The organism is Lysinibacillus sp. FSL M8-0337 (assembly GCF_038593855.1).
Classification (GTDB): Bacteria; Bacillota; Bacilli; order Bacillales_A; family Planococcaceae; genus Lysinibacillus; species Lysinibacillus sphaericus_D.
Map to the genome: position 1 here is coordinate 1,930,680 of NZ_CP151996.1, position 19,471 is coordinate 1,950,150.

Sequence of the window (19,471 nt, forward strand, 5' to 3'; positions counted from 1 at the left end):
AAGAATGACAACGTCTAATGATGAAAAATGGATAAATAAAAAAATATCTCGCCGTGACATGTTAAAGCTAACAGGCATGGGTGTGGCTGGCATTGCGATAGGTGCTTCGGGCTTTGGTGGTGTAATGAAAGCGATGGGTTACGATATGTTCGAGCCTGTCGCAGATAGCACAACAGCAAAAAATAAAGTTAATTTCTATGGTAAACATCAGTCTGGCATTATTACACCTGTTCAAAAACATATATATTTTGCTTCTTTAACGGTTTTAGTGACATCAAAAGAGGAGCTACAAGAGTTGTTCAAGAAATGGACACCTCTTGTTGTTCGTTTAATGAATGGTGAATTAATGGTAGATTTAACAACAAATACTAGAGTTCCAACGGGTGATACCGGAGAAGCAGAAGGCTTAGATGCTTCGAATTTATCCATAACGTTTGGTGTAGGTCCTTCATTGTTCGATAAGCTTGGCATGGCACATTTAAAACCAGCCGAATTAGCGGATTTACCACATTTTCCGAAAGACCAACTACAAAAGGAATATACAGGTGGAGATCTTTGCATTCAAGCCTGTGCGGACGATCCTCAAGTGGCGTTCCATGCTGTACGCAATTTAGTACGCGCTGCTTCCGGCAAAGTGGAGATTAAATGGTCCCAAGCGGGCTTTAACTCATTCCCAGCTGAAGGGGGGACACCTCGAAATTTATTTGCATTCAAGGATGGTACAGTCAACCCTTCTATTAAAGATGAACAAGACTTAAACAAAGTAGTATGGGTCGATAAAGGGTGGCTTAAGGGTGGCTCCTATTTAGTGGCTCGAAAAATCCAAATGCATCTTGAAACTTGGGATCGTACATCTTTAAAGGATCAAGAAGCAACGTTTGGGCGTTATCGCGATAGTGGTGCGCCATTTGGTAAAACGAAGGAATTCGATGATTTTGATGTAGAAGCAAAAGATAACAAGGGCGAGTATATTATGCCCGATACATCGCATGTCCATTTAGCACGTAAATCAGGTGCTCGCATACTACGTCGCAGTTATTCTTACGCATCAGGCGTCATGTCGAATACAGGGGCGCATGATGCAGGACTTCTATTTGTCTCTTTCCAAAAGGATCCAGCGCAATTTACAACAGTACAAAACAGTCTAGGACGAATGGACAAAATGAATGAATATATTACTCATCGAGGCAGTGCCGTTTTTGCTTGCTTCCCTGGAGTACAAAAAGGGAGTTATTTAGGTGAAGCACTTTTTAACGCGCTGTAGCATGATTGTATGCTTATTATTGGCACTTGCGGTTCCAGTACAAGCAGCAGAATCTTATAGTCACTTATACATTTCCATTAGTGACGCCCTGATGAATACGAAGCAAGATAAGCAAGCTGAAGCGACGCGTGCACTTGAACAATTTGCAACGGACTGGGCATCAGTAAATTCACAACAAACTGAAGCAAAAGAAAAGGTAGATCAAATACTTGAGCAAGCTGTAAAGGCTTCTTCAAAAGAAGAGCGTTTAACTGCATTGTCGGCTCTATCGAATGCATTACGTGCATTAGAAAAGCTCGAAAATCCAGTAGATGAAGCGGAGCAACGAGCTGACTTTGGGCTAAAAATGAAACCGATTATGACTGCCTTTGAGCAAGCGTTAGCAAGTGGTGATATGACAACGATTGACGCTGCGTACAAAGAGTTTAATATGAAATGGAATAAAAATGAACGACCAGTACGTGAACAAAGTATTGCAATGTACGGTCAAATTGAAACACAAATGGCTTTTTTACGTATTTCAATTTCTTCAGAACAGCCTGATGTAACATTAATGCAATCACAATTTGCAGAACTAAAGAAAACGATTGAAGATTTTGTAGCAGGTAACGATACAGCACAAATTGTAGCAGGTGAATATTCTTTAGCGTCTTTAATTGCGTATATAGATGAAGCCAATGATTTGATAGACGATGGTGACTACAAGGCAGCATCTGATACAATACGTGAATTTATTACGATTTGGCCAAGTGTAGAGATTGAAATTTCAACACGCAATGGTAATCTTTATACGAAAATAGAAAGTGATATGCCGATTATAGTAAGTGATTTATTAAAGACGCAGGTCGATGAAAAGGCCATTAAAAGTAAACTTAATCAGTTCCGTACCGAAATTGAATTAATCCAAGGTAATTCAGATTATTCCATTTGGGATTCAGCACTTATTTTACTGCGTGAGGGCTTAGAGGCATTATTGATTATTCTTGCGTTAGTGTCATTTTTAAATAAATCAGGACAAAAATCGTTACGTAAATGGATTTATATTGGGGCTTTAGCTGGGGTATTATTATCAGCTGTAGCTGCAGTGCTGATGTCAACTATCTTTCATTCAGCAACGGTCGATACAAACCGAGAAATAATGGAAGGTTATGTCGGTCTTGTTGCAGCTGCAATGATGATAGGTGTCGGTATATGGCTTCATAGTAAATCCAATGTTGCGAGCTGGAATCGTTATATTTCCAAACAAATGGGCAATGCAATTTCAAGTGGTTCTGTATTTGCTATGGCTTCTGTCAGCTTTTTATCGGTGTTCCGAGAAGGAGCAGAAACTCTTGTGTTCTATGCGGGAATTGCACCGAAAATGGCGACATCGCAATTTATACTTGGTATTGTCTTGGCACTTGTTATCTTAGCTGTTATCGCAATCGTCTTATTCAAAGCGAGTGGTAAAATTGCCATTCATAAGCTTTTTGCGGTGGCAACTGTGTTAATTTATGTTTTGGCATTTAAAATTATTGGTGTCAGCTTGCATACATTACAACTTAGAAATAGTGTATCCACAACAATGGTGGATGGTCTGCCAGTCATTAACTTAATCGGCTTCTATCCAACACTCGAAACAATTATAGGGCAAGCGATTTTACTTGTGCTAGTAGTAGCAACCATTATCTATAAAAAGAAACAAGCAAAATAGCGAAAAATGGGGACAAATCAAAGAGAGATTCTTTTGATTTGTCCCTTCTTTTATGGTGCAGTATGCCAATGCGAAGGCATATGCAAATAAAATGGTAGTTTTGTTTGGTGATTACCGATTGCCGAATTGATTTGCATTTGCGTTAAAAACATCGCAGTGGAAAGATTCGCTCCGCACAAGTTAGCATCACGTAAATCGGCACCGATAAAGTCCACGCCTCTTAAATTAGCATTTTGTAGGTTTGCCGCAATTAAATAGGCACCGCGCAAGTCTGTTGCTGTTAAATCTTTCCCCTTTAAATTTTTTCCAATCCAATTGGCCCCTCTCTGGTTCGGCGCATTTTTTTTACCTAAAGTGGTGACTGCAAGCTTATTGCGAATTTGTGCACTAGTTTCTAATAGTAGGTTGTTTACAGGTTGTCGGATTGGAGGAATATCTAGAGCAACTAATGCTGTTGCCTCTAATTTAGTAAGGGTTTGTAATGTCTCTAATTGTTCATGCAATTTGTCGTATAATTTAGGTGATATTCGATATGCCATTGCCTCTGCAACATAGGCAATCATTTCATATAACTGCTCCATAATCGGAAAAACTTGAAACATTTTTTCAGCCACTTCAGCGTTATCTCGCCAATTCTGTCCATTGAATGTCGTTTGAGCAACCATTTGTCCCGCCCCTAAACAATCATAGACGGTACACCCCTTAAAACCTTTGCTTCTAAGCCCACGATGTATTTGACAGTGAAAGTTAGATTGCAAATGGGTGCATGGTCTGCCAGCGGGCTTATTCATAGCAAAATCACTAGATGCTGTAATAGTTAGTGCTGTACAGCATAAGCCAAAGCAGTTTTGACAATCTGCTTGCATGCTTTTACGTACTTCTTTACTGAATGTAGTTCTTTTGTTCATCACTTCCGACATGATTATTCTCCTCGCGTCTCTACTAACTTACTATAATATTAACATTAAATAACTTTTAATGGATATTATTATCAATATTTTTTATACTGTAAAAAATCAAGAAACTTATTTAAGTTTGCTGTAAACTAAAGAGAATATAGAGTGAAAGAGTGATGGCATGCTACAGGTAAATGTGGAGGATTCAAGTTTAATATTAGAGGGTGGGACGTTTCGTACATTGTTTACATCTGGTGTCTTGGATGCTTTTTTAGAGCATGACATTATGATGCCTTATGTTGTCGCTATTTCAGCAGGTGCTATTAATGCATGCTCGTATGTATCACAGCAAAAAGAACGGTCTTTACGTGTATTAATGGATTATCGTCATGATAAGCGCTACATGGGCTTGAAAAATTTCCTTAAAGAAAAAAGCTTATTTGGCTTGGATTTTGCGTATAATGTGATTCCGAATGAGCTAGATATTTTTGATTGGGATACGTACAAGCAGTATGATGGAAAATTGCTTTTTGGCGTAACAAATGCAGCCACAGGACAAGTTGAGTATATGGATGCAAAAGAAATGGATCGCCACTGTATGATGTTACGTGCAACTTGTGCTATACCAATCTTATTTCCAGAAATCAAACTAAATAATACACCATATTTCGATGGTGGCTTAGCAGAGCCAATTCCAATCATGCATGGTGTTGAAACGGGTTTTAACAAACATGTACTGGTGTTAACCCGACCTAAAGGCTACCGTAAACAGCTAGATCGTCAAAGTAAATGGGCGATGAAACTACTCGCTAAACGTTATCCAAATTTAGTAAAAAGCATGCAAAAACGTGCAGACCATTATAACGCTTCACTTGATTATTGTGAAAAATTAGAGGCACAAGGAAAGGCATTTATATTCCGCCCAACACAATCGCTGAATAGCTTTGAGAAAGATACAGTGCAAATGCGTAAAAATTATGATATGGGCTATCAGCAAGCTATGCAACAAATAGATGCATTAAAGCAATTTTTAACATGAATGGTAAGGGGGAGGGCCAATGTGCATTTGGGGCTCTCTTTTTTCTTTTTCATAGCGTTTAGGTAGCAATGTTCCCTATGTAAAAATGTAGAAAAGATTTCATGTCTCATCACATTTCGATATAATAAATGGAAAACTAGAAGAGGCGTGTCTATGGAAACTGAATGGTTACGTACGTTTATCGTTGCGGCGAAAACGGAAAATTTTCGTGAGACGGCGGAAAGACGCTTTATTACGCAATCAACTGTATCAAAACATATTCAGCATTTAGAAAAGGAGTTACAGACTACGCTTTTTGAACGTCAAACAAAGCATGTCAAACTCAATCGAATTGGTGCACATTTTTTACGACAAGCTGAAAAAGTGGTAGAAATCGTTGATGAGGCAGTACATAGTACACAATTGATGGTCAGTGGTTTTACTTCCAAATTAACAATAGGCGTAGCACCTCAAATAGCGAATTCCACATTACCAGCTATTATCGATTGTTTTCAGCAACAATACCCTACCATTCACCTTTCTATTGAACTGTTAAAATCTAATGAAATTGGGGAAGCGGTTTATGCGGGAGCTATAGATATAGGGATTTCAAAATTAACCTCCACCCGTGCGGTGCACACGAAAATGCTTGCCCAGGAGCCACTCCAACTTATCGTACCGATAGGGAAAAAATGGACTGATCCAATGACGCTTTTACAACAAGAAACGATTTTAACACATGAATACGCGTCTTATTGGCAAGAAGTACAACAGGTACTTCAGCAATTGCCAAGCTATAAAAGCATGCAGGTAAACCAAACAGAAGTTATAAAAAACTTTGTCAAGCAAGGACTAGGCATTGCCTTTTTACCGAAAAGTGTTATGGAAGCCGCTTATGATGAGCAATCGCTCCATAGTTATTCGGTCAAGGAATTCTCGCATATTGTGTCCAACACTTATTTTTTATCGAAGTACATAACGGCAGATATTGAAGCTTTTTTTACGGTTTGTGATGCCGTCTATCAGAACAGAAAGAGCTCATACTAGAAGAGAGGGTGATATTGGCATGTATAATATAATGTCAGAAATAAGTCGAGTCGTTAGTGGACCCATCACGTTATTTTTAAATTCCTACGAACATTCTCCACTTGTTATCGCGTTACTTCTGGGGCTAGTTGGCGCACTAGCACCTTGTCAATTAACCGGCAACTTGAGCGCCATAACATTCTACGGTCATCGTACCATTCGAATGAAAAATAATTGGGGCGAAGTTATGGCTTTTATGATCGGTAAGATTGCTGTCTTTAGTTTAATCGGCATATTAGCTTGGCTATTTGGACAATCATTTGAAACGTCAATAACTACTTATTTTCCAATATTTCGTAAGACGATAGGACCCATTATGTTGTTAACAGGTCTTGTCCTAATCGGTATTTTAAAATTAAAATGGCTCCATCAACTATCGTCCCATATCCCGCTTGTATTGAAAGAAGGCAAGGCAGGTTCATTTCTAATGGGGGCATGCTTTGCCATTGCCTTTTGCCCGACGATGTTTGTGCTATTTTTCGTTTGGCTGATGCCTACAGTTGTTACTACTTCCTACGGATTGGTTTTACCAGCGGTTTTTGGTTTTGCGACTTCCATGCCACTTATTTTAATGTTGATACTGATTCAAATATTTGATACAAAACGCGCCGTTATGAAAACAAGTATGAGGATGGGAAGAGTGATACAAATCGCAGCAGGTATCATTTTAATCATTATTGGCGTAATGGATACCATTACATATTGGGGTATAACTATATAAAAAAGAAGTACGTTGAGCTTGAGTGGAACAAATTGGAGGCTGTTGCTGTAAGGACAGTCTCTTATTTTTATTTGTAAAAAATAAAAGAAAGAGGGTACATATGATTTACGCAATCGCATTATTTCTATTAGCAGGTATTGGTGAAATCGGAGGTGGTTATTTAATTTGGCTTTGGTTAAGGGAAGGCAAACCATTTTATTGGGGCATTTTTGGAGGGATTGCATTAGTTTTATATGGCGTGGTGGCAACTTTTCAATCATTTCCGACTTTTGGTCGAGTCTATGCAGCGTATGGAGGAGTTTTTATTGTGCTGTCCATCTTGTGGGGCTGGGGCATAGATAAGGAAAAGCCAGATATGTTAGATTTAGTTGGCGCTGGTATTTGTATTATCGGAGTCATGGTCATGTTAATACCGCGTTCATAATAGAGAGAAAGTGTTAGATTGACTGTCATCAATCTAACACTTTTTTACTGTGAACCGATGTTGTCTATTTGGGTGGCGCTTTATGAATCTTTAGTGGCGCTAACCTTTATTTTTGTGGCGATTCATGCCCCTATAGTGGCGCTAATCATTTTTTAGCACTTCGTTGCAACAAAACGTAAACGCCAATAATCAGCAATCCATTGTTTATCTCGATAATTGGTTGGTCGCAACAGCTCTTCACATTTTGCATAAACGCGTTCTTTTTCATGCTGACTTAAATGCTGGAGAATGTTGTTGCTAAACATAACAAGCCAATTCCGTAAGCCATCGTCACCTTGAAGCGGTGTCGGACGTTCATATAAAGTAATCATTTGTACAGTAAAGCCCGCTTTTTCTAGCATCGATTGATATTCGTCAGCTGCTGGAAAATACCATGGAAAATACTGCTCTTCATATGGAAGCCCAAGCGCATCCATACTTGTTCTAAGTGCCCCGACAATAGAAGCGATATTCCCTTGACCGCCCATTTCGGCAACAAAACGTCCTTGTTGTTTTAGTGCACGGTAGATATTGTCAATCACCTTATCTTGTTGTTTCATCCAATGAAGCGCTGCATTGGAAAAGACTGCATCAAATTGATGTGTGTAGTCCATTGTAGCCGCATCCTGTGTGTCAAACGTAAGCGTTGGATATTTATGCTGAGCGCTTAAAATCATATCATGTGAAGCATCAATGCCATGTACAACTGCCCCACATTGCGCTATTTCGTTGGCTAAATCTCCTGTGCCACAACCAACATCTAAAATATATTCTTGTTTTTGTGGTGCAAGTAAGTTGACTAAACTTTCTCCGAATTTTGAAACAAAGTCATGCTTTTGATCGTAAAGAGTTGCATTCCATTTTGTTGTCATTGTCTACCATCTCCTTTGTTTTTTAGCATAACAAAGAGAGGTGTGGAGAGGAAATTCGAAAAACAGGTTGTTTTGATTCCAATTTGGAATGATAGCAAGAGAAAAGAATCCGCTCGCTCTACGGGCAATTCGTAGAAACGGGCAGATTCTTTTAAACTAATTATTATAGCTTTGTCAGCGTTTTGCCGCTCCAGCCAAATAGTATTGTTAAAACTGGACCTAGCAAGCAGAAAAAGGTGAATGGTAAATAAGTAGTTGTTGGGATATCAAGTACACTAGCGATAAAAATTCCGCACACGCTCCATGGCACAAGTGGGTTCACAACAGTACCTGCATCTTCCATAACACGAGATAAATTTTTCGGTGCAAGTCCAACCCTTGCAAATTGCGCTTTAAATGCCTCTCCAGTAAGCAAAATGGACAAATATTGTTCGCCGATTAATGTGTTGACGCCAATTCCTGTTAGCGCAGCACCCGTAATAACGGAGCCAGCACTTGTAAATAAGCTTTCAATTTTTGCTAATATACTTTGAATAATACCAAGTGTAAATAATAATCCGCCCATTGTAAGTGCAAGTAATACTAAAGCGATTGTAAATAGCATACTATTCAATCCGCCACGAGTAAGCAGTGCATCTACGTCTTTAATTCCTGTATCGGATACATAGCCATTAAACAGCATGTCAAATACGTGGGAAAGGGCGAGTGGTTCTTGTATGTAGGCAAGTCCAACACCAACGATTGAAACAACTGCAAGTGTAATAAGAGCAGGTGCTTTATATAAGGTCATGATAACCAGTACAACGATTGGTAGTAATGTGTACCAATGAATAAGACCTGTTGAAAGTAATCCTATTTTAAATTGTTCAACCGTTTCAAAAGAAGTATTGGCACCAGACGGAGATAGCAAGGCATACAAAGCAAACGAAATCACAAAGGCAGGAATGGTCGTCCAACCCATATTTTTAATATGCTCAAATAAATCAACACCTACTGTACCAGATGCTAAATTAGTTGTATCAGATAGTGGTGACATTTTATCGCCGAAAAAGGCGCCAGAAACGATTGCACCAGCCGTGATGGCTAATGAAATATCCATTGCACCGGCGATTCCCATAAAGGCCACGCCGACTGTCGCAACTGTTGTTAAAGAGCTACCAACGGAAATCCCGACAATGCTGCAAATAAGAAAAACAATAGCAAAGAAAAAGCTAGGTGAAACAGTTAAAAAACCGTAATATATCAGCGTTGGAATGGTGCCGCCCATAATCCAACTCGAAATTAAAATACCGATAAAGAAGAAAATAAAGACAGCACCTAAACCAGCACTGGCACCAGCAACCATCCCAGATTCAAGCTCACGGAAAGGTACTTTTCTCAATAGTCCATAGGCAATTAAAAGTGAGATTACTAGAATAATGGGAATATGTGGCGTTGCTTTTAAATAGCCAATACTAATGGCCATTGTGGCAATAATTAAAAGTGTTATGAAGCAAGCCTCAAGAAATCGAGGGTTACTTTTTGCTTCAATGCGAAACATACGAATCCTCCTAACAATTACTTCTGCGCTTCAATGCGGTGAAGCCCAAAAGTATTATAGCACGCTTATAAATATTGTCAATTGATTGAAAATTCTGTCTATTAAATGCCGCTAAAAAAGATAGCGATATTACCTCGCTATCTGCTCGTTAAAATGCGCCAACATAATCCCATGCATTTTTTATAATTAAGATACACGTCATCACAATAAAAATAAGACGCATCATGTTCGTACCACGTGTTAACGCAAATTTAGACCCCAAAATAGCACCAAATATCATAACGAAGCCCATTGGTAAGCCATATAAAAAATTGACCTGTCCTAATACTAAAAACATTAAAAGTGCAGCTAAATTCGATGTGAAATTAAATGCTTTTGCATTCCCAGCAGCTTGCAAAAAATCATTTCCCATCATTAATAGAATGAAAATAAAAAAAGAACCTGTCCCGGGGCCAAAAAAACCATCGTAAAAGCCGACTGCCGCAAACGCACAAAGAAAGGCTATTTTCTTTCCTATACTTAACATACGTTGCTTAGGTTGTTGTCCCCAATCTTTTTTTATAACGGTATAAGTTGTGACTAGTACGAGCATAACAAGCATAAGTGGCTTTAAAATCGAAGGTGATACAAGATGTACAGTGTATGCACCAATTAAAGAGCCTAAAAAAATAAAAGGTAAGATTTTTCCAATCCTTTTAAAATCAACTTTGCCGGCCCGCAAAAATGTCAGCATGCTTGTGCCATTACTGATGGTATTTGCTAGTTTATTCGTTGCAATGGCTGTACTTGGGGGTAATCCTACCGCCATTAATGCTGGTAAAGAAATCAAGCCTCCGCCACCAACAATGGCATTTAAAAAGGATGCGATAAAGCCAAACACTAATAATGTACCAAGTGAAAGTAAATGAATATCCATGAAAACAACCCATCCTTTTTCATCATACAATGTTTTCTTGTAAGCGTACTGCTTATGGCTAAAAATAACAATGGCGTTTGTATATTTTGCGGATTTGAAATTTACAATTCCTTTACATTAAAAAATTATAAGAAAAAAATTTTTTCAAGTATTTTTATAAAAATTAAAGAAAAAACGTTACATTTAACAGCAAAAAACGTCTTTTTATTAGAACATTTCCAACGTTTGTAACTTGTTTACGTATGTTTGAATGAAATATGGCAATTTTAATATTACATTATTGTAAATTCAATTTATTTATCTTTAAAGTTATGTAGAATTATGTAAAGATTTTGTTATGATAGTTGCAGAAATCGACAATATTTATTCAACAGGAGGAACATAATGTTCAACTCAAGTAAGCAAGATCCATTTTTTCAGGCTTTATTAAAAATTTCTCAAAATGTGAAAGAAGGTATTTACTTCGCTCATAACGCGCGTATTCATGATATCGATGCATTAAAAGAGATTGCCGATACAATGAAACAATATGAAACAAGCGGTGATAAGCTAATTCATGAACTAATTGTTATGCTTAATAAATCATTTATGACACCTATTGAACGAGAAGATATATTAGCACTAGCAAATAAATTAGATGATGTAATAGACGGCATGGAAGGCTGTATTGCCCATTTTAATATGTACAACTTAACAGAAGTAACAGAGCCGATGCGTCAATTCCTGACGTACATTGCTAAAAGTACCGATGAAATGGTACAAGCAATGGAGTTGCTTAATAGTAAAAAGCTTGTAGAAATGCGTAAACATGCCATTCAAATTAAAGACTATGAGCGTGAATGTGATGAGATATTCCGTTCTTCTATGAAGCAATTATTTATTCAAGAAAAAGATCCAATGCGCATTATCGTATTCAAAGATATTTACGAACAATTTGAAGATATTGCAGATTGTTGTCAAACAGTAGCGAATACAATCGAAACAATAATTATGCGAAATGCGTAAGATGGAGTGTACTAAATGGATACAATATTACTGATAACAATATTAGTCGTTATATTCGCACTTGTGTTCGACTTTATTAACGGCTTCCATGATACAGCGAATGCCATTGCCACATCTGTATCAACGCGTGCCCTAAAGCCACGTACTGCTGTGTACATGGCTGCGGTAATGAACTTTATCGGAGCTATTACATTTGTTGGTGTTGCGAAAGCATTAACGAAGGATATTGTTGACCCGTTTACACTAAATACGTTTGACGGTGATATTACAGGGTCAGTTGTTATTTTGGCAGCTTTACTGTCAGCTATTACATGGAATCTATTAACGTGGTATTTTGGAATACCGTCTAGTTCCTCCCATACTTTAATTGGTTCGGTTGCAGGGGCGGCAATTGCTGCGGCAGGATTTGATATTCTAAATTACACAGGCTTTATTAAAATTATTCAGGCGCTTATTTTCTCTCCATTACTTGCGTTTGTAGCTGGTTTTTTCATGATGTCACTGTTTAAAGTAATCTTTAAAGATATGAATTTATATCGAACAAATAAAGGCTTCCGAACGATGCAAATCGGTACAGCGGCATTGCAATCATTTACACACGGTACGAACGATGCGCAAAAGGCGATGGGGATTATCACGCTTGCATTAATTGCAGGTGGTTTACACCAAGGCGACGATATTCCGTTTTGGGTTCGTTTTGCAGCTGCCTGCGCGATGGGTCTCGGAACATCAGTTGGTGGTTACAAAATTATTAAAACAGTCGGTGGTAAAATTATGAAAATACGCCCAGTGAATGGTGTAGCAGCGGACTTAGCATCTGCTTCGATCATCTTTGGTGCGACGTTAATTCATTTACCTGTATCGACAACACACGTAATATCTTCTTCTATTATGGGGGTAGGTACTGCACACCGCGTCAAAGGTGTAAAATGGGGTATGGCACGTAAAATTGTTACGACTTGGGTAATTACAATGCCAATCTCTGCTGTAATGGCTGCTACAATTTACTTTATTTTAAGCTTATTTTTCTAAAATAGTGAAGGAATGCACAAGTAATGTGCATTCTTTTTTCTTTGCTTTGAATTTGTCCTTGTTAATACAAGAAAGTCCATCTATGGTAATTATAAAGAAAGTATAAAGTTCAGAAGAAATACATCAATCCATAGTAAGGTGATAACAGGAGGAAAACGATGAATGAAAAGCTATTACTAATAGAGGATGATCACGCAATAGGTCGTATCGTCAAAGATACACTAGAGCAAGAGGGATACTTGGTCACATGGGCAACTACAGGTTTAGAAGGGCTAGCAGATTTTCAAGCGCAGCCATTTGATTTAGTATTAGTCGATTGGATGCTACCTGAAATGGATGGCCTTACTGTTTGTCAAAATATTCGTTGGGAAAGTGATGTGCCCATTGTAATGATGAGCGCCCGTAAAGACGAGGCGGATAAAGTGGAAGGCTTACAAGGTGCGGATGATTATTTAGCAAAGCCTTTTAGCTTAGCGGAATTAAAGGCGCGTGTTGCCTCCCATTTACGTCGATGGCAACGCTATAAGAAAATAGAAGTGACAGAACATATCGCTACATTTGCATTTGGCTTAGCGATTGACTGGCATAAAGAACTAGCGACACTGGAAAATAAAGAACTAGCCTTAACAACAAAGGAATTTGCCCTGTTAAAGCTATTGGCTAAAAATCCAGGCCAATTATTTACAAAGGAAGAGTTATATCAGCATATTTGGCAACAAGCAAGTGTAGATGAGACACATACAGTCACTGTGCATATTAAAGCATTACGAGAAAAATTACAGGATCCGGTTAAAACACCACATTATATTCAAACAGTTTGGGGCAAGGGCTATCGCTTCATAGGAGAGCCGTTATGAAAATAAAATCTTGGCTACTGATGATGTTTTTTATTGTGATGATTGTGCCAATTGGCGGGGCGTATGGCTTATATATATGGATTAATGCCTATTACCATGATAAAAGTTTTGCAGAATATATCGAAAAATGGACGACACTAAATGATGTCAAGTCTGTTCTTAACGATCCAACATTGTATGCCAAAAATGCAGATTTGCAACAAGTAAAAGCACTTACGAGTGATCAACTAGCTATAACGCTATATGCAAAATCTGGCTTTGTTTATTATTCATCTAATCCGTTAACCTCTGGCTTCGTTTCAAGAGAAAAAACGTTAAAAAACTTATATGTATTACAGCAAAAATACAATGCGTTTACATATAAGGAACCAGTTTATCAACAAGGCGATTTAGTTGGCATTTACGAAATTCAACTTATCAGAAAGGACTGGGTTCAAGGTGTGGAGAGGCGTTCATGGCTGGTGATAGCGAGCGCGATTACATTATTTCTAGCCATTTATATAGCTGTCATTTTATTGCTTAACCGTAAATTACATCGCCCTTTGCAAGCATTAATGCAACAAATGGATGCATTTGGGAAGGGGCAACATGTTGACGCTGTAATGGCTACAAGAAAAGATGAAATCGGGGAGCTTACAAACACTTTTCTAAGTATGCAGACGGAAATAGAGGTCGCACGTGCCCATTTAAAAAATGAGCAAAAGCAGAAGGAACTGATGATTGCCAGTATTTCACATGATTTAAAGACACCTTTAACAGCAATTCAAGCGTATGCCGAAAGTCTACAAAATGCCTCCCTCACTGCGCATATGCAGGAGGAATATCGGGCAGTGATTTTAACAAAGGCAATGGATATGAAGCAAATGCTAGAAGATTTACTTATGTATACGTTGCTTCAATCCACAAACTATGATGTTACACTGGTCCCAGTAGAAGGACAGGAATTTTTTGATATGGCAATTTCGGATTATGAACCACTTTGTCAAAGTAAAGGGCTATCACTGCAAACGTTTTGTGATGTAGAGGGTACCTTTGCTGTTCACCCCTCACAAATGCAACGTGTGATTGACAATCTGATGAGTAATGCAACTCATTTTGGCACTTTAGGCACGACCATTTATTTAGCAGCTATCAGCAATCAAAAACTCGATTGGGCTTTTGAGTTTGTGAACGAGGCGCTTACGAAAAAAAGCGGCATGTATTTAGTTGTTCAAAATAGTGGAGCAGGTGTAGGTGAACAAGAAATCGGACAATTATTTGAACCATTGTACCAATCAGATCATGCTAGAACAAAGACAGGACAACGAGGCACAGGGCTAGGTCTTAGCATAGCGAAACAAATTATTGAAAAACATGGTGGAACAATAAATATGGTATCTAAGCATGGAGTTGGCACAGCAGTACTGTGTTGGTTACCGCCTTACAAAGGAGAAAATGACAAATGAACTGGAAACAAACCATACGGGTTGGGGGACTTATAACGCTGATGACGTTGAGTTTAGCTGGTTGTAATTCAGAGACATCTTATTCCCCGCAAGAGATTATAGACCAAGCATTACAAGAAACACAAGAGTTGGAAAGTTATTATGGAGAATATACGTTGGATATAGATGAATCTGGGGTCGCTAACGTAAAAGAATGGATGAAGGGTGGCAAACGTCGGATTGAGATGACTGTTGATGGCGATCATGTTATTGCGGTTAATGACGGTAAACAAATTACTTCCTTTAGTAAAAAAGAAAACAAGGCAACAATTATTTCATTTAAAAATGGAGAATTAGATGAATTTATGGGGCAATCTGCAAAAGACAGTGCTCAAGTATTACTAAACTTAGTGAAGGATTCTCACGATATAACCATTGCTGGAGAAGAATCAATTGCTGGTAGAGATACGTATCATATTAAAGCGAAAGCGCAAAAAAAGAATACGTTATTAGGTGATATTGAAATATGGATTGATAAAAAAACATGGTTGACGTTAAAAACAATTACGACGAACGCAGGCAATGTGACGACGCAAGAATATTCTAAGCTTGATGTTAATAAGAAAATGGAGGATAAGTTGTTTACCTTTGATGTCCCAAAAGATGCAACGGTAGAAAGAATAGACCCCCAAAATCAAACAACAACGGCAACAATCGAAGAGGTGAAAGAACAACTGGGTAACTTTTTAATGATACCCGAGGTAAATGGCTTGTCCATATCCACAATCGTTGATATGAAAGTAAAAGAGCGTCCGGAATTTTCTTTTGAATTTGAAAAAGATGACCAACCTGCATTTTCATTTTCAGTTCTTAAAGAAGCTAGTAATGAGGAATTTGGTAATCTTGGGAATGAACAAGAAATACAAGTACGAGGCAAAAAAGGCACATGTATGGATTTAGGAGAACTTTTTGTTATATCTTGGTCTGAAGATGGCTACCAATATAACATTATAAGTGAAAATCCTGAATTTACTAAAGAAGAAATTTTAGCATATGCCGAGGAAATGACCAATGTTCAGTGAGGTGAACGGTGTGCAAAAGGCGAATTTTATAAAGTGCATAGCATTATTTTTATTTGCTACTGGGTTTTTATACGGTGTTGGTGAAACGTATAGCGTTCCGTGGCTACAATTTCAATTTTTAGGTGAATATAATAATGAAGGTTTTTATTTTAGCTTCAGTTCACTTATTCCGTTACTTGGTGGCATACTCATAGTGGCTATATATGAAACCATCGTTAAACGATTTATATAAAAAAGAGAAAATCCACTACTATTTGAAGTGGATTTTCTTTTTTTTATGGGATGGTTAGGGGCGTTCACTTTAGTTTCAAACGCAGGAGTCCGATGAAATTTAACTAAGTGAAGAAAGAGCTAAAAATAGAGAAATGTTAAAAATATACAAATTAAAACAAGTCTCTTTTAAAGGGGCTTGTTTTTTAAAAGTCCAAATTAGGTTAAATTACTCATATGCTGGAAAATAAATAAGGATAAAGAATTGTAATATTTTAGAAGCGAATGTAGTATTAAGGGAGTAGGAAAAGAAAAAGGAGGATGCGGTATGGATTTACAAGAATTTGAAGAACTATGGATTACGCTAAATGAATTATATAGTGCAAATCGCTATTTAGAATATATCGAGTTAAGCAGTCCCGCTATTGAAAGTGCCAATGCACTAGCGTTGTATGATAAGGCAATGCACTTATTGCGCTATAGCTGTATGAGCTATTATCAAGTGGGAGATCTACAAATTTCCATCAATTTATTAGAAAAATACCGCGAACTGACTTTTTTATATGGGAATGATATTGACGTAATTCAATATTATTCACTAGCTTCTATTTATTGGGGTACGTTCGGACAACAAAAAAAATCCGAAGAGCTATTAATGAAAGGGCTAGAAATTGCAGAGCGTATTCAACATATTGAAAGTATGGGCAAAATCTATAACAATTTAAGTGGATTAGAAATTGAACTCGGTAAATATGCAAAGGCAAAGCGACTTGCCTTAAAAAGCTTATTCTATACGAATGAATTTGATTTGAAGCACGATTCCCCCTATAAGGGTATTATACATGCCAAGACCAATTTAGCTATTGCCCATATTTGGTTAGAGGAATTTGAAGAAGCGAATATGCTCTTACAGGAATTACTGTCGACAATAAAAGATCCTCCATATAATAAGGCGCAATTAGAAGTATTTAATGCGCAAGCACTACTATATGAAAAACAGGGTCGTATTGGTGAAGCAATTGATATGTACCAAAAATCAAAGCATTATGCATTGCAAAATAATGATTTATCTTTGTTACAGACAATTTACAATTCATTAGTCAAGCTTATTGAAGAACAAGGGAATAAAATTATTTTAAGTGCTGTACAAAAGGAATATATTAATATTTTATTAGAAATACAAAGGGAGAATTATACGCAAGTACTATTCGAAATGGAGTATAACGATCAGAAAAAACATTTTGAACGAACTTCCTATATAGATCCGCTTACAAATATTTATAACCGACGTTTTTTTGATGAACAGGCGAAAGAAATGGTGAAAAATGCAGCGAGCAATCAAAAGCTACTAGCTCTCTTGATGATTGATTTAGATCATTTTAAATCAATCAATGATTCAAACGGTCATTTATTTGGAGACGATGCATTATCAGTGACAGCCACCACTTTGCAGCAGTTTTTTCAACCGTACGAAGCCATTGTCGCACGCTTTGGTGGTGATGAATTTATTGTTCTCCTTCATTTAAAAGAAGAGCAATCAATCTCCATAATAGCTCAAAACTTATACGATTCATTAACTTCACTTGTATTGACAGTCAATGATGATGTCGTGCAATTAGAATTTAGTATAGGTGTAAGCACGAATGAGCATGGTTACATTACGCAGCTCGAACAATTAATCCATCATGCTGATAGTGCACTTTATGCATCAAAACGGAATGGACGTAACCAAATAACACTCTATAACCAATATAACAATGTGGGAAATAGTAAATAAAGGAAAATGTTTACTAGTCCTTACTTACAATCGTGGCTAAACATCCGTGACCTTTCTAAGGACAAAACAATGTAATATCTTACTAGTAGATGTGTAAGGTATTGTAAAGTCCATAAAAAGCGAGCGGATTTTTTTTGACATAAAAACAACAGTTGAATGCAGTACCGTGTGCTTCACTTCCTTGTGTTGCACGTGATTCTTCTATCCGCTTGCAAACCAATTAAGCAGTAAGCAATCAAGAGTTAATGTCAGTAGCAAGAGGAAAAATTTTTTTATCAATAATGAATCGGAAGGTATTTGGCAAACGTCAGTAGTGTAGAAAGAAGGTGACGCAGCAATGGAGATTGAACAAATAATTGCAGAGCACGGGGATTATCTACTGAAGGTTGCCTATCTATATGTGAAGAATGAAGCAACGGCAGAAGACATTGTTCAAGATGTGTTTATTGCCTATTATCAAAAGCAACAGCAGTTTCGACAAGAATCATCTTTACGTACATATTTAGTTAAAATGACAGTCAATCGCAGTCACGATTATTTACGCAGTTGGAAAAGTAAACGGCTGTCATTATTTGAGAAAATAACAGGACGCACAACGACCATTACGCCGGAAAAAGAATTACTCGCTAAATCGACAAAACAGGAGCTAGTAGCAGCTTTATTCACTTTATCAGTGCCATACAGAGAGGTTCTAATTCTCTATTATTTTGAGGAAATGACCACTGTAGATATTGCGCAGCTAGTGCATTGCCCAGAAGCTACGATTCGAACAAGGTTGCAGCGGGCAAGAAAACAACTAGCTTCAATAATTGGTGACTATGATTGGGAGGTGTTACGTTATGAATCAATTTAAAAAAAACGTGTTAAAAGAGCTACAGCATGTAAAGCTGTCCGCTGAAAAAAAGCAACAGATTGCACAAAAAGCTAGGAGTAGAAATAGACAAAAACAGAATAGCCAGCGGCAGTATCGTATTGTGTTAGCAGCATTTACATTGCTTGCCATTGGTTTTAGCGTCCTTGTCACACTAAAAACGGAACATCCTACAAGGACAATGCAAGGAGCGACTTTACAGCAAGAAACAAATAGATGGAGCTTATGGATGCTTTTAGAGCATGATTGGATAAAAGGTTTAGTGCTTTTAAGTCTCTTTGTCACTATAGCATTGTGGATCAAGCGTATATTGCTGAAAAAAGGATATGGCTTGCCAGTATGTATGGCGTGTGGAGAAGAATGGACTGCTAAGCAAGTCCGAAAATATTATTGGAAAAATGGGCAAATGTCTTGCCCACATTGTCAAAAAGTACATTATCGCACAAAAAAGTCAGTACAATTAAATGGATTCCTCAATTTGCCTATACCATTTATGGTTTTTATAAATTATTTCTTTAGTAATCCTTTAATGGGTATTAGTTTTTATATCGTAAGTGTAGCCATTTATCTTTATATTTTAATTCCTGTTGTCATGAAATTACAGGAAGATGACCCTAGCAATGAACCACTGTGGTAAGTTTCTATGAGGACGATACGACATATAAAAAGTCTCTTTTTATATGAATTTGTCAAAAACGATTGACAACTGTTTTTATTTGCTTTATCTTTTGGTTAACTTATTTT

The 19,471-nt window shown here is 37.5% G+C and carries 19 protein-coding genes; 15 read left to right on the forward strand and 4 right to left on the reverse strand.

All coding sequences use genetic code 11. The annotated features are described in order from the left end of the window. Nucleotides 1-4 precede the first annotated feature (4 nt). Entirely contained in the window at nucleotides 5-1,264 is a 1,260-nt protein-coding gene (gene efeB / locus MKY08_RS09010) for an iron uptake transporter deferrochelatase/peroxidase subunit (protein ID WP_069508408.1), read from the forward strand. After that, entirely contained in the window at nucleotides 1,239-2,957 is a 1,719-nt protein-coding gene (locus MKY08_RS09015) for an FTR1 family protein (protein ID WP_069508410.1), read from the forward strand. Before efeB ends, MKY08_RS09015 begins: the two co-directional genes overlap by 26 nt. Nucleotides 2,958-3,007: 50 nt before the next feature. Here MKY08_RS09015 and MKY08_RS09020 read toward each other — a convergent pair whose 3' ends face one another. Further along, the gene (locus MKY08_RS09020; RefSeq protein ID WP_069508413.1) at nucleotides 3,008-3,877 is read right to left on the reverse strand and encodes a pentapeptide repeat-containing protein; all 870 of its coding nucleotides are present in this window, start codon (nucleotides 3,875-3,877) and stop codon (nucleotides 3,008-3,010) included. A gap of 157 nt (nucleotides 3,878-4,034) precedes the next feature. Between MKY08_RS09020 and MKY08_RS09025 the strand changes: the two genes are divergently transcribed. The 4 genes from MKY08_RS09025 to MKY08_RS09040 all read left to right on the forward strand — a co-directional run bounded on the left by MKY08_RS09025 (nucleotide 4,035) and on the right by MKY08_RS09040 (nucleotide 7,102). Beyond that, nucleotides 4,035-4,892: a patatin family protein gene (locus MKY08_RS09025; RefSeq protein ID WP_069508414.1), complete on the forward strand. Its 858-nt coding sequence runs from the start codon at nucleotides 4,035-4,037 to the stop codon at nucleotides 4,890-4,892. A 153-nt stretch (nucleotides 4,893-5,045) separates the two neighbouring features. After that, complete coding sequence (locus MKY08_RS09030) at nucleotides 5,046-5,918, forward strand: LysR family transcriptional regulator (RefSeq protein ID WP_069508415.1); 873 nt, start codon at nucleotides 5,046-5,048, stop codon at nucleotides 5,916-5,918. Between the two features lie 19 nt (nucleotides 5,919-5,937). Then, entirely contained in the window at nucleotides 5,938-6,678 is a 741-nt protein-coding gene (locus MKY08_RS09035; RefSeq protein WP_069508418.1) for a sulfite exporter TauE/SafE family protein, read from the forward strand. Nucleotides 6,679-6,778: 100 nt separating this feature from the next. Beyond that, on the forward strand, nucleotides 6,779-7,102 hold the full coding sequence (locus MKY08_RS09040) for a YnfA family protein (RefSeq protein WP_069508420.1): 324 nt from the start codon (nucleotides 6,779-6,781) through the stop codon (nucleotides 7,100-7,102). Nucleotides 7,103-7,254: 152 nt separating this feature from the next. Here MKY08_RS09040 and MKY08_RS09045 read toward each other — a convergent pair whose 3' ends face one another. The 3 genes from MKY08_RS09045 to MKY08_RS09055 all read right to left on the reverse strand — a co-directional run bounded on the left by MKY08_RS09045 (nucleotide 7,255) and on the right by MKY08_RS09055 (nucleotide 10,469). After that, nucleotides 7,255-8,013 (reverse strand): class I SAM-dependent methyltransferase, encoded by a 759-nt coding sequence (locus MKY08_RS09045; RefSeq protein WP_069508422.1) that lies wholly within the window; start codon nucleotides 8,011-8,013, stop codon nucleotides 7,255-7,257. A 163-nt stretch (nucleotides 8,014-8,176) separates the two neighbouring features. Further along, nucleotides 8,177-9,553, reverse strand: coding sequence for a Na+/H+ antiporter NhaC (gene nhaC, locus MKY08_RS09050; RefSeq protein WP_069508424.1), 1,377 nt, complete (start codon nucleotides 9,551-9,553; stop codon nucleotides 8,177-8,179). Between the two features lie 148 nt (nucleotides 9,554-9,701). Further along, nucleotides 9,702-10,469 (reverse strand): TSUP family transporter, encoded by a 768-nt coding sequence (locus MKY08_RS09055; protein WP_069508426.1) that lies wholly within the window; start codon nucleotides 10,467-10,469, stop codon nucleotides 9,702-9,704. 384 nt (nucleotides 10,470-10,853) lie between these two features. Between MKY08_RS09055 and MKY08_RS09060 the strand changes: the two genes are divergently transcribed. From MKY08_RS09060 to MKY08_RS09100, 9 genes are all read left to right on the forward strand, one after another. Continuing rightward, nucleotides 10,854-11,474: a DUF47 domain-containing protein gene (locus tag MKY08_RS09060; protein WP_025219331.1), complete on the forward strand. Its 621-nt coding sequence runs from the start codon at nucleotides 10,854-10,856 to the stop codon at nucleotides 11,472-11,474. Between the two features lie 15 nt (nucleotides 11,475-11,489). Continuing rightward, nucleotides 11,490-12,506 (forward strand): inorganic phosphate transporter, encoded by a 1,017-nt coding sequence (locus tag MKY08_RS09065; protein ID WP_069508430.1) that lies wholly within the window; start codon nucleotides 11,490-11,492, stop codon nucleotides 12,504-12,506. A gap of 158 nt (nucleotides 12,507-12,664) precedes the next feature. Further along, the gene (locus tag MKY08_RS09070) at nucleotides 12,665-13,363 is read left to right on the forward strand and encodes a response regulator transcription factor (protein ID WP_069508432.1); all 699 of its coding nucleotides are present in this window, start codon (nucleotides 12,665-12,667) and stop codon (nucleotides 13,361-13,363) included. Beyond that, entirely contained in the window at nucleotides 13,360-14,808 is a 1,449-nt protein-coding gene (locus MKY08_RS09075) for a HAMP domain-containing sensor histidine kinase (RefSeq protein ID WP_069508434.1), read from the forward strand. The genes MKY08_RS09070 and MKY08_RS09075 overlap by 4 nt, the downstream gene beginning before the upstream one ends. After that, entirely contained in the window at nucleotides 14,805-15,869 is a 1,065-nt protein-coding gene (locus MKY08_RS09080) for a DUF2092 domain-containing protein (protein ID WP_069508436.1), read from the forward strand. Before MKY08_RS09075 ends, MKY08_RS09080 begins: the two co-directional genes overlap by 4 nt. Continuing rightward, the gene (locus MKY08_RS09085) at nucleotides 15,859-16,101 is read left to right on the forward strand and encodes a hypothetical protein (protein ID WP_227665434.1); all 243 of its coding nucleotides are present in this window, start codon (nucleotides 15,859-15,861) and stop codon (nucleotides 16,099-16,101) included. Before MKY08_RS09080 ends, MKY08_RS09085 begins: the two co-directional genes overlap by 11 nt. Before the next feature lie 306 nt (nucleotides 16,102-16,407). Then, nucleotides 16,408-17,856 carry a tetratricopeptide repeat-containing diguanylate cyclase gene (locus MKY08_RS09090; protein ID WP_069508438.1) on the forward strand — a complete coding sequence of 483 codons (1,449 nt, stop codon included), beginning with the start codon at nucleotides 16,408-16,410 and terminating at the stop codon, nucleotides 17,854-17,856. 337 nt (nucleotides 17,857-18,193) lie between these two features. Next, complete coding sequence (locus MKY08_RS09095; protein ID WP_069508444.1) at nucleotides 18,194-18,709, forward strand: sigma-70 family RNA polymerase sigma factor; 516 nt, start codon at nucleotides 18,194-18,196, stop codon at nucleotides 18,707-18,709. Next, the gene (locus MKY08_RS09100; protein ID WP_069508445.1) at nucleotides 18,696-19,364 is read left to right on the forward strand and encodes a TIGR04104 family putative zinc finger protein; all 669 of its coding nucleotides are present in this window, start codon (nucleotides 18,696-18,698) and stop codon (nucleotides 19,362-19,364) included. Before MKY08_RS09095 ends, MKY08_RS09100 begins: the two co-directional genes overlap by 14 nt. The last annotated feature ends 107 nt before the right edge of the window (nucleotides 19,365-19,471 follow it).

Coding starts and splice junctions, on each gene's coding strand:
- efeB (WP_069508408.1), top strand. CDS start 5: ATGACAACGTCTAATGATGAAAAATGGATAAATAAAAAAATATCTCGC.
- MKY08_RS09020 (WP_069508413.1), bottom strand. CDS start 3,877: ATGTCGGAAGTGATGAACAAAAGAACTACATTCAGTAAAGAAGTACGT.
- MKY08_RS09025 (WP_069508414.1), top strand. CDS start 4,035: ATGCTACAGGTAAATGTGGAGGATTCAAGTTTAATATTAGAGGGTGGG.
- MKY08_RS09030 (WP_069508415.1), top strand. CDS start 5,046: ATGGAAACTGAATGGTTACGTACGTTTATCGTTGCGGCGAAAACGGAA.
- MKY08_RS09035 (WP_069508418.1), top strand. CDS start 5,938: ATGTATAATATAATGTCAGAAATAAGTCGAGTCGTTAGTGGACCCATC.
- MKY08_RS09040 (WP_069508420.1), top strand. CDS start 6,779: ATGATTTACGCAATCGCATTATTTCTATTAGCAGGTATTGGTGAAATC.
- MKY08_RS09045 (WP_069508422.1), bottom strand. CDS start 8,013: ATGACAACAAAATGGAATGCAACTCTTTACGATCAAAAGCATGACTTT.
- nhaC (WP_069508424.1), bottom strand. CDS start 9,553: ATGTTTCGCATTGAAGCAAAAAGTAACCCTCGATTTCTTGAGGCTTGC.
- MKY08_RS09055 (WP_069508426.1), bottom strand. CDS start 10,469: ATGGATATTCATTTACTTTCACTTGGTACATTATTAGTGTTTGGCTTT.
- MKY08_RS09060 (WP_025219331.1), top strand. CDS start 10,854: ATGTTCAACTCAAGTAAGCAAGATCCATTTTTTCAGGCTTTATTAAAA.
- MKY08_RS09065 (WP_069508430.1), top strand. CDS start 11,490: ATGGATACAATATTACTGATAACAATATTAGTCGTTATATTCGCACTT.
- MKY08_RS09070 (WP_069508432.1), top strand. CDS start 12,665: ATGAATGAAAAGCTATTACTAATAGAGGATGATCACGCAATAGGTCGT.
- MKY08_RS09075 (WP_069508434.1), top strand. CDS start 13,360: ATGAAAATAAAATCTTGGCTACTGATGATGTTTTTTATTGTGATGATT.
- MKY08_RS09080 (WP_069508436.1), top strand. CDS start 14,805: ATGAACTGGAAACAAACCATACGGGTTGGGGGACTTATAACGCTGATG.
- MKY08_RS09085 (WP_227665434.1), top strand. CDS start 15,859: ATGTTCAGTGAGGTGAACGGTGTGCAAAAGGCGAATTTTATAAAGTGC.
- MKY08_RS09090 (WP_069508438.1), top strand. CDS start 16,408: ATGGATTTACAAGAATTTGAAGAACTATGGATTACGCTAAATGAATTA.
- MKY08_RS09095 (WP_069508444.1), top strand. CDS start 18,194: ATGGAGATTGAACAAATAATTGCAGAGCACGGGGATTATCTACTGAAG.
- MKY08_RS09100 (WP_069508445.1), top strand. CDS start 18,696: ATGAATCAATTTAAAAAAAACGTGTTAAAAGAGCTACAGCATGTAAAG.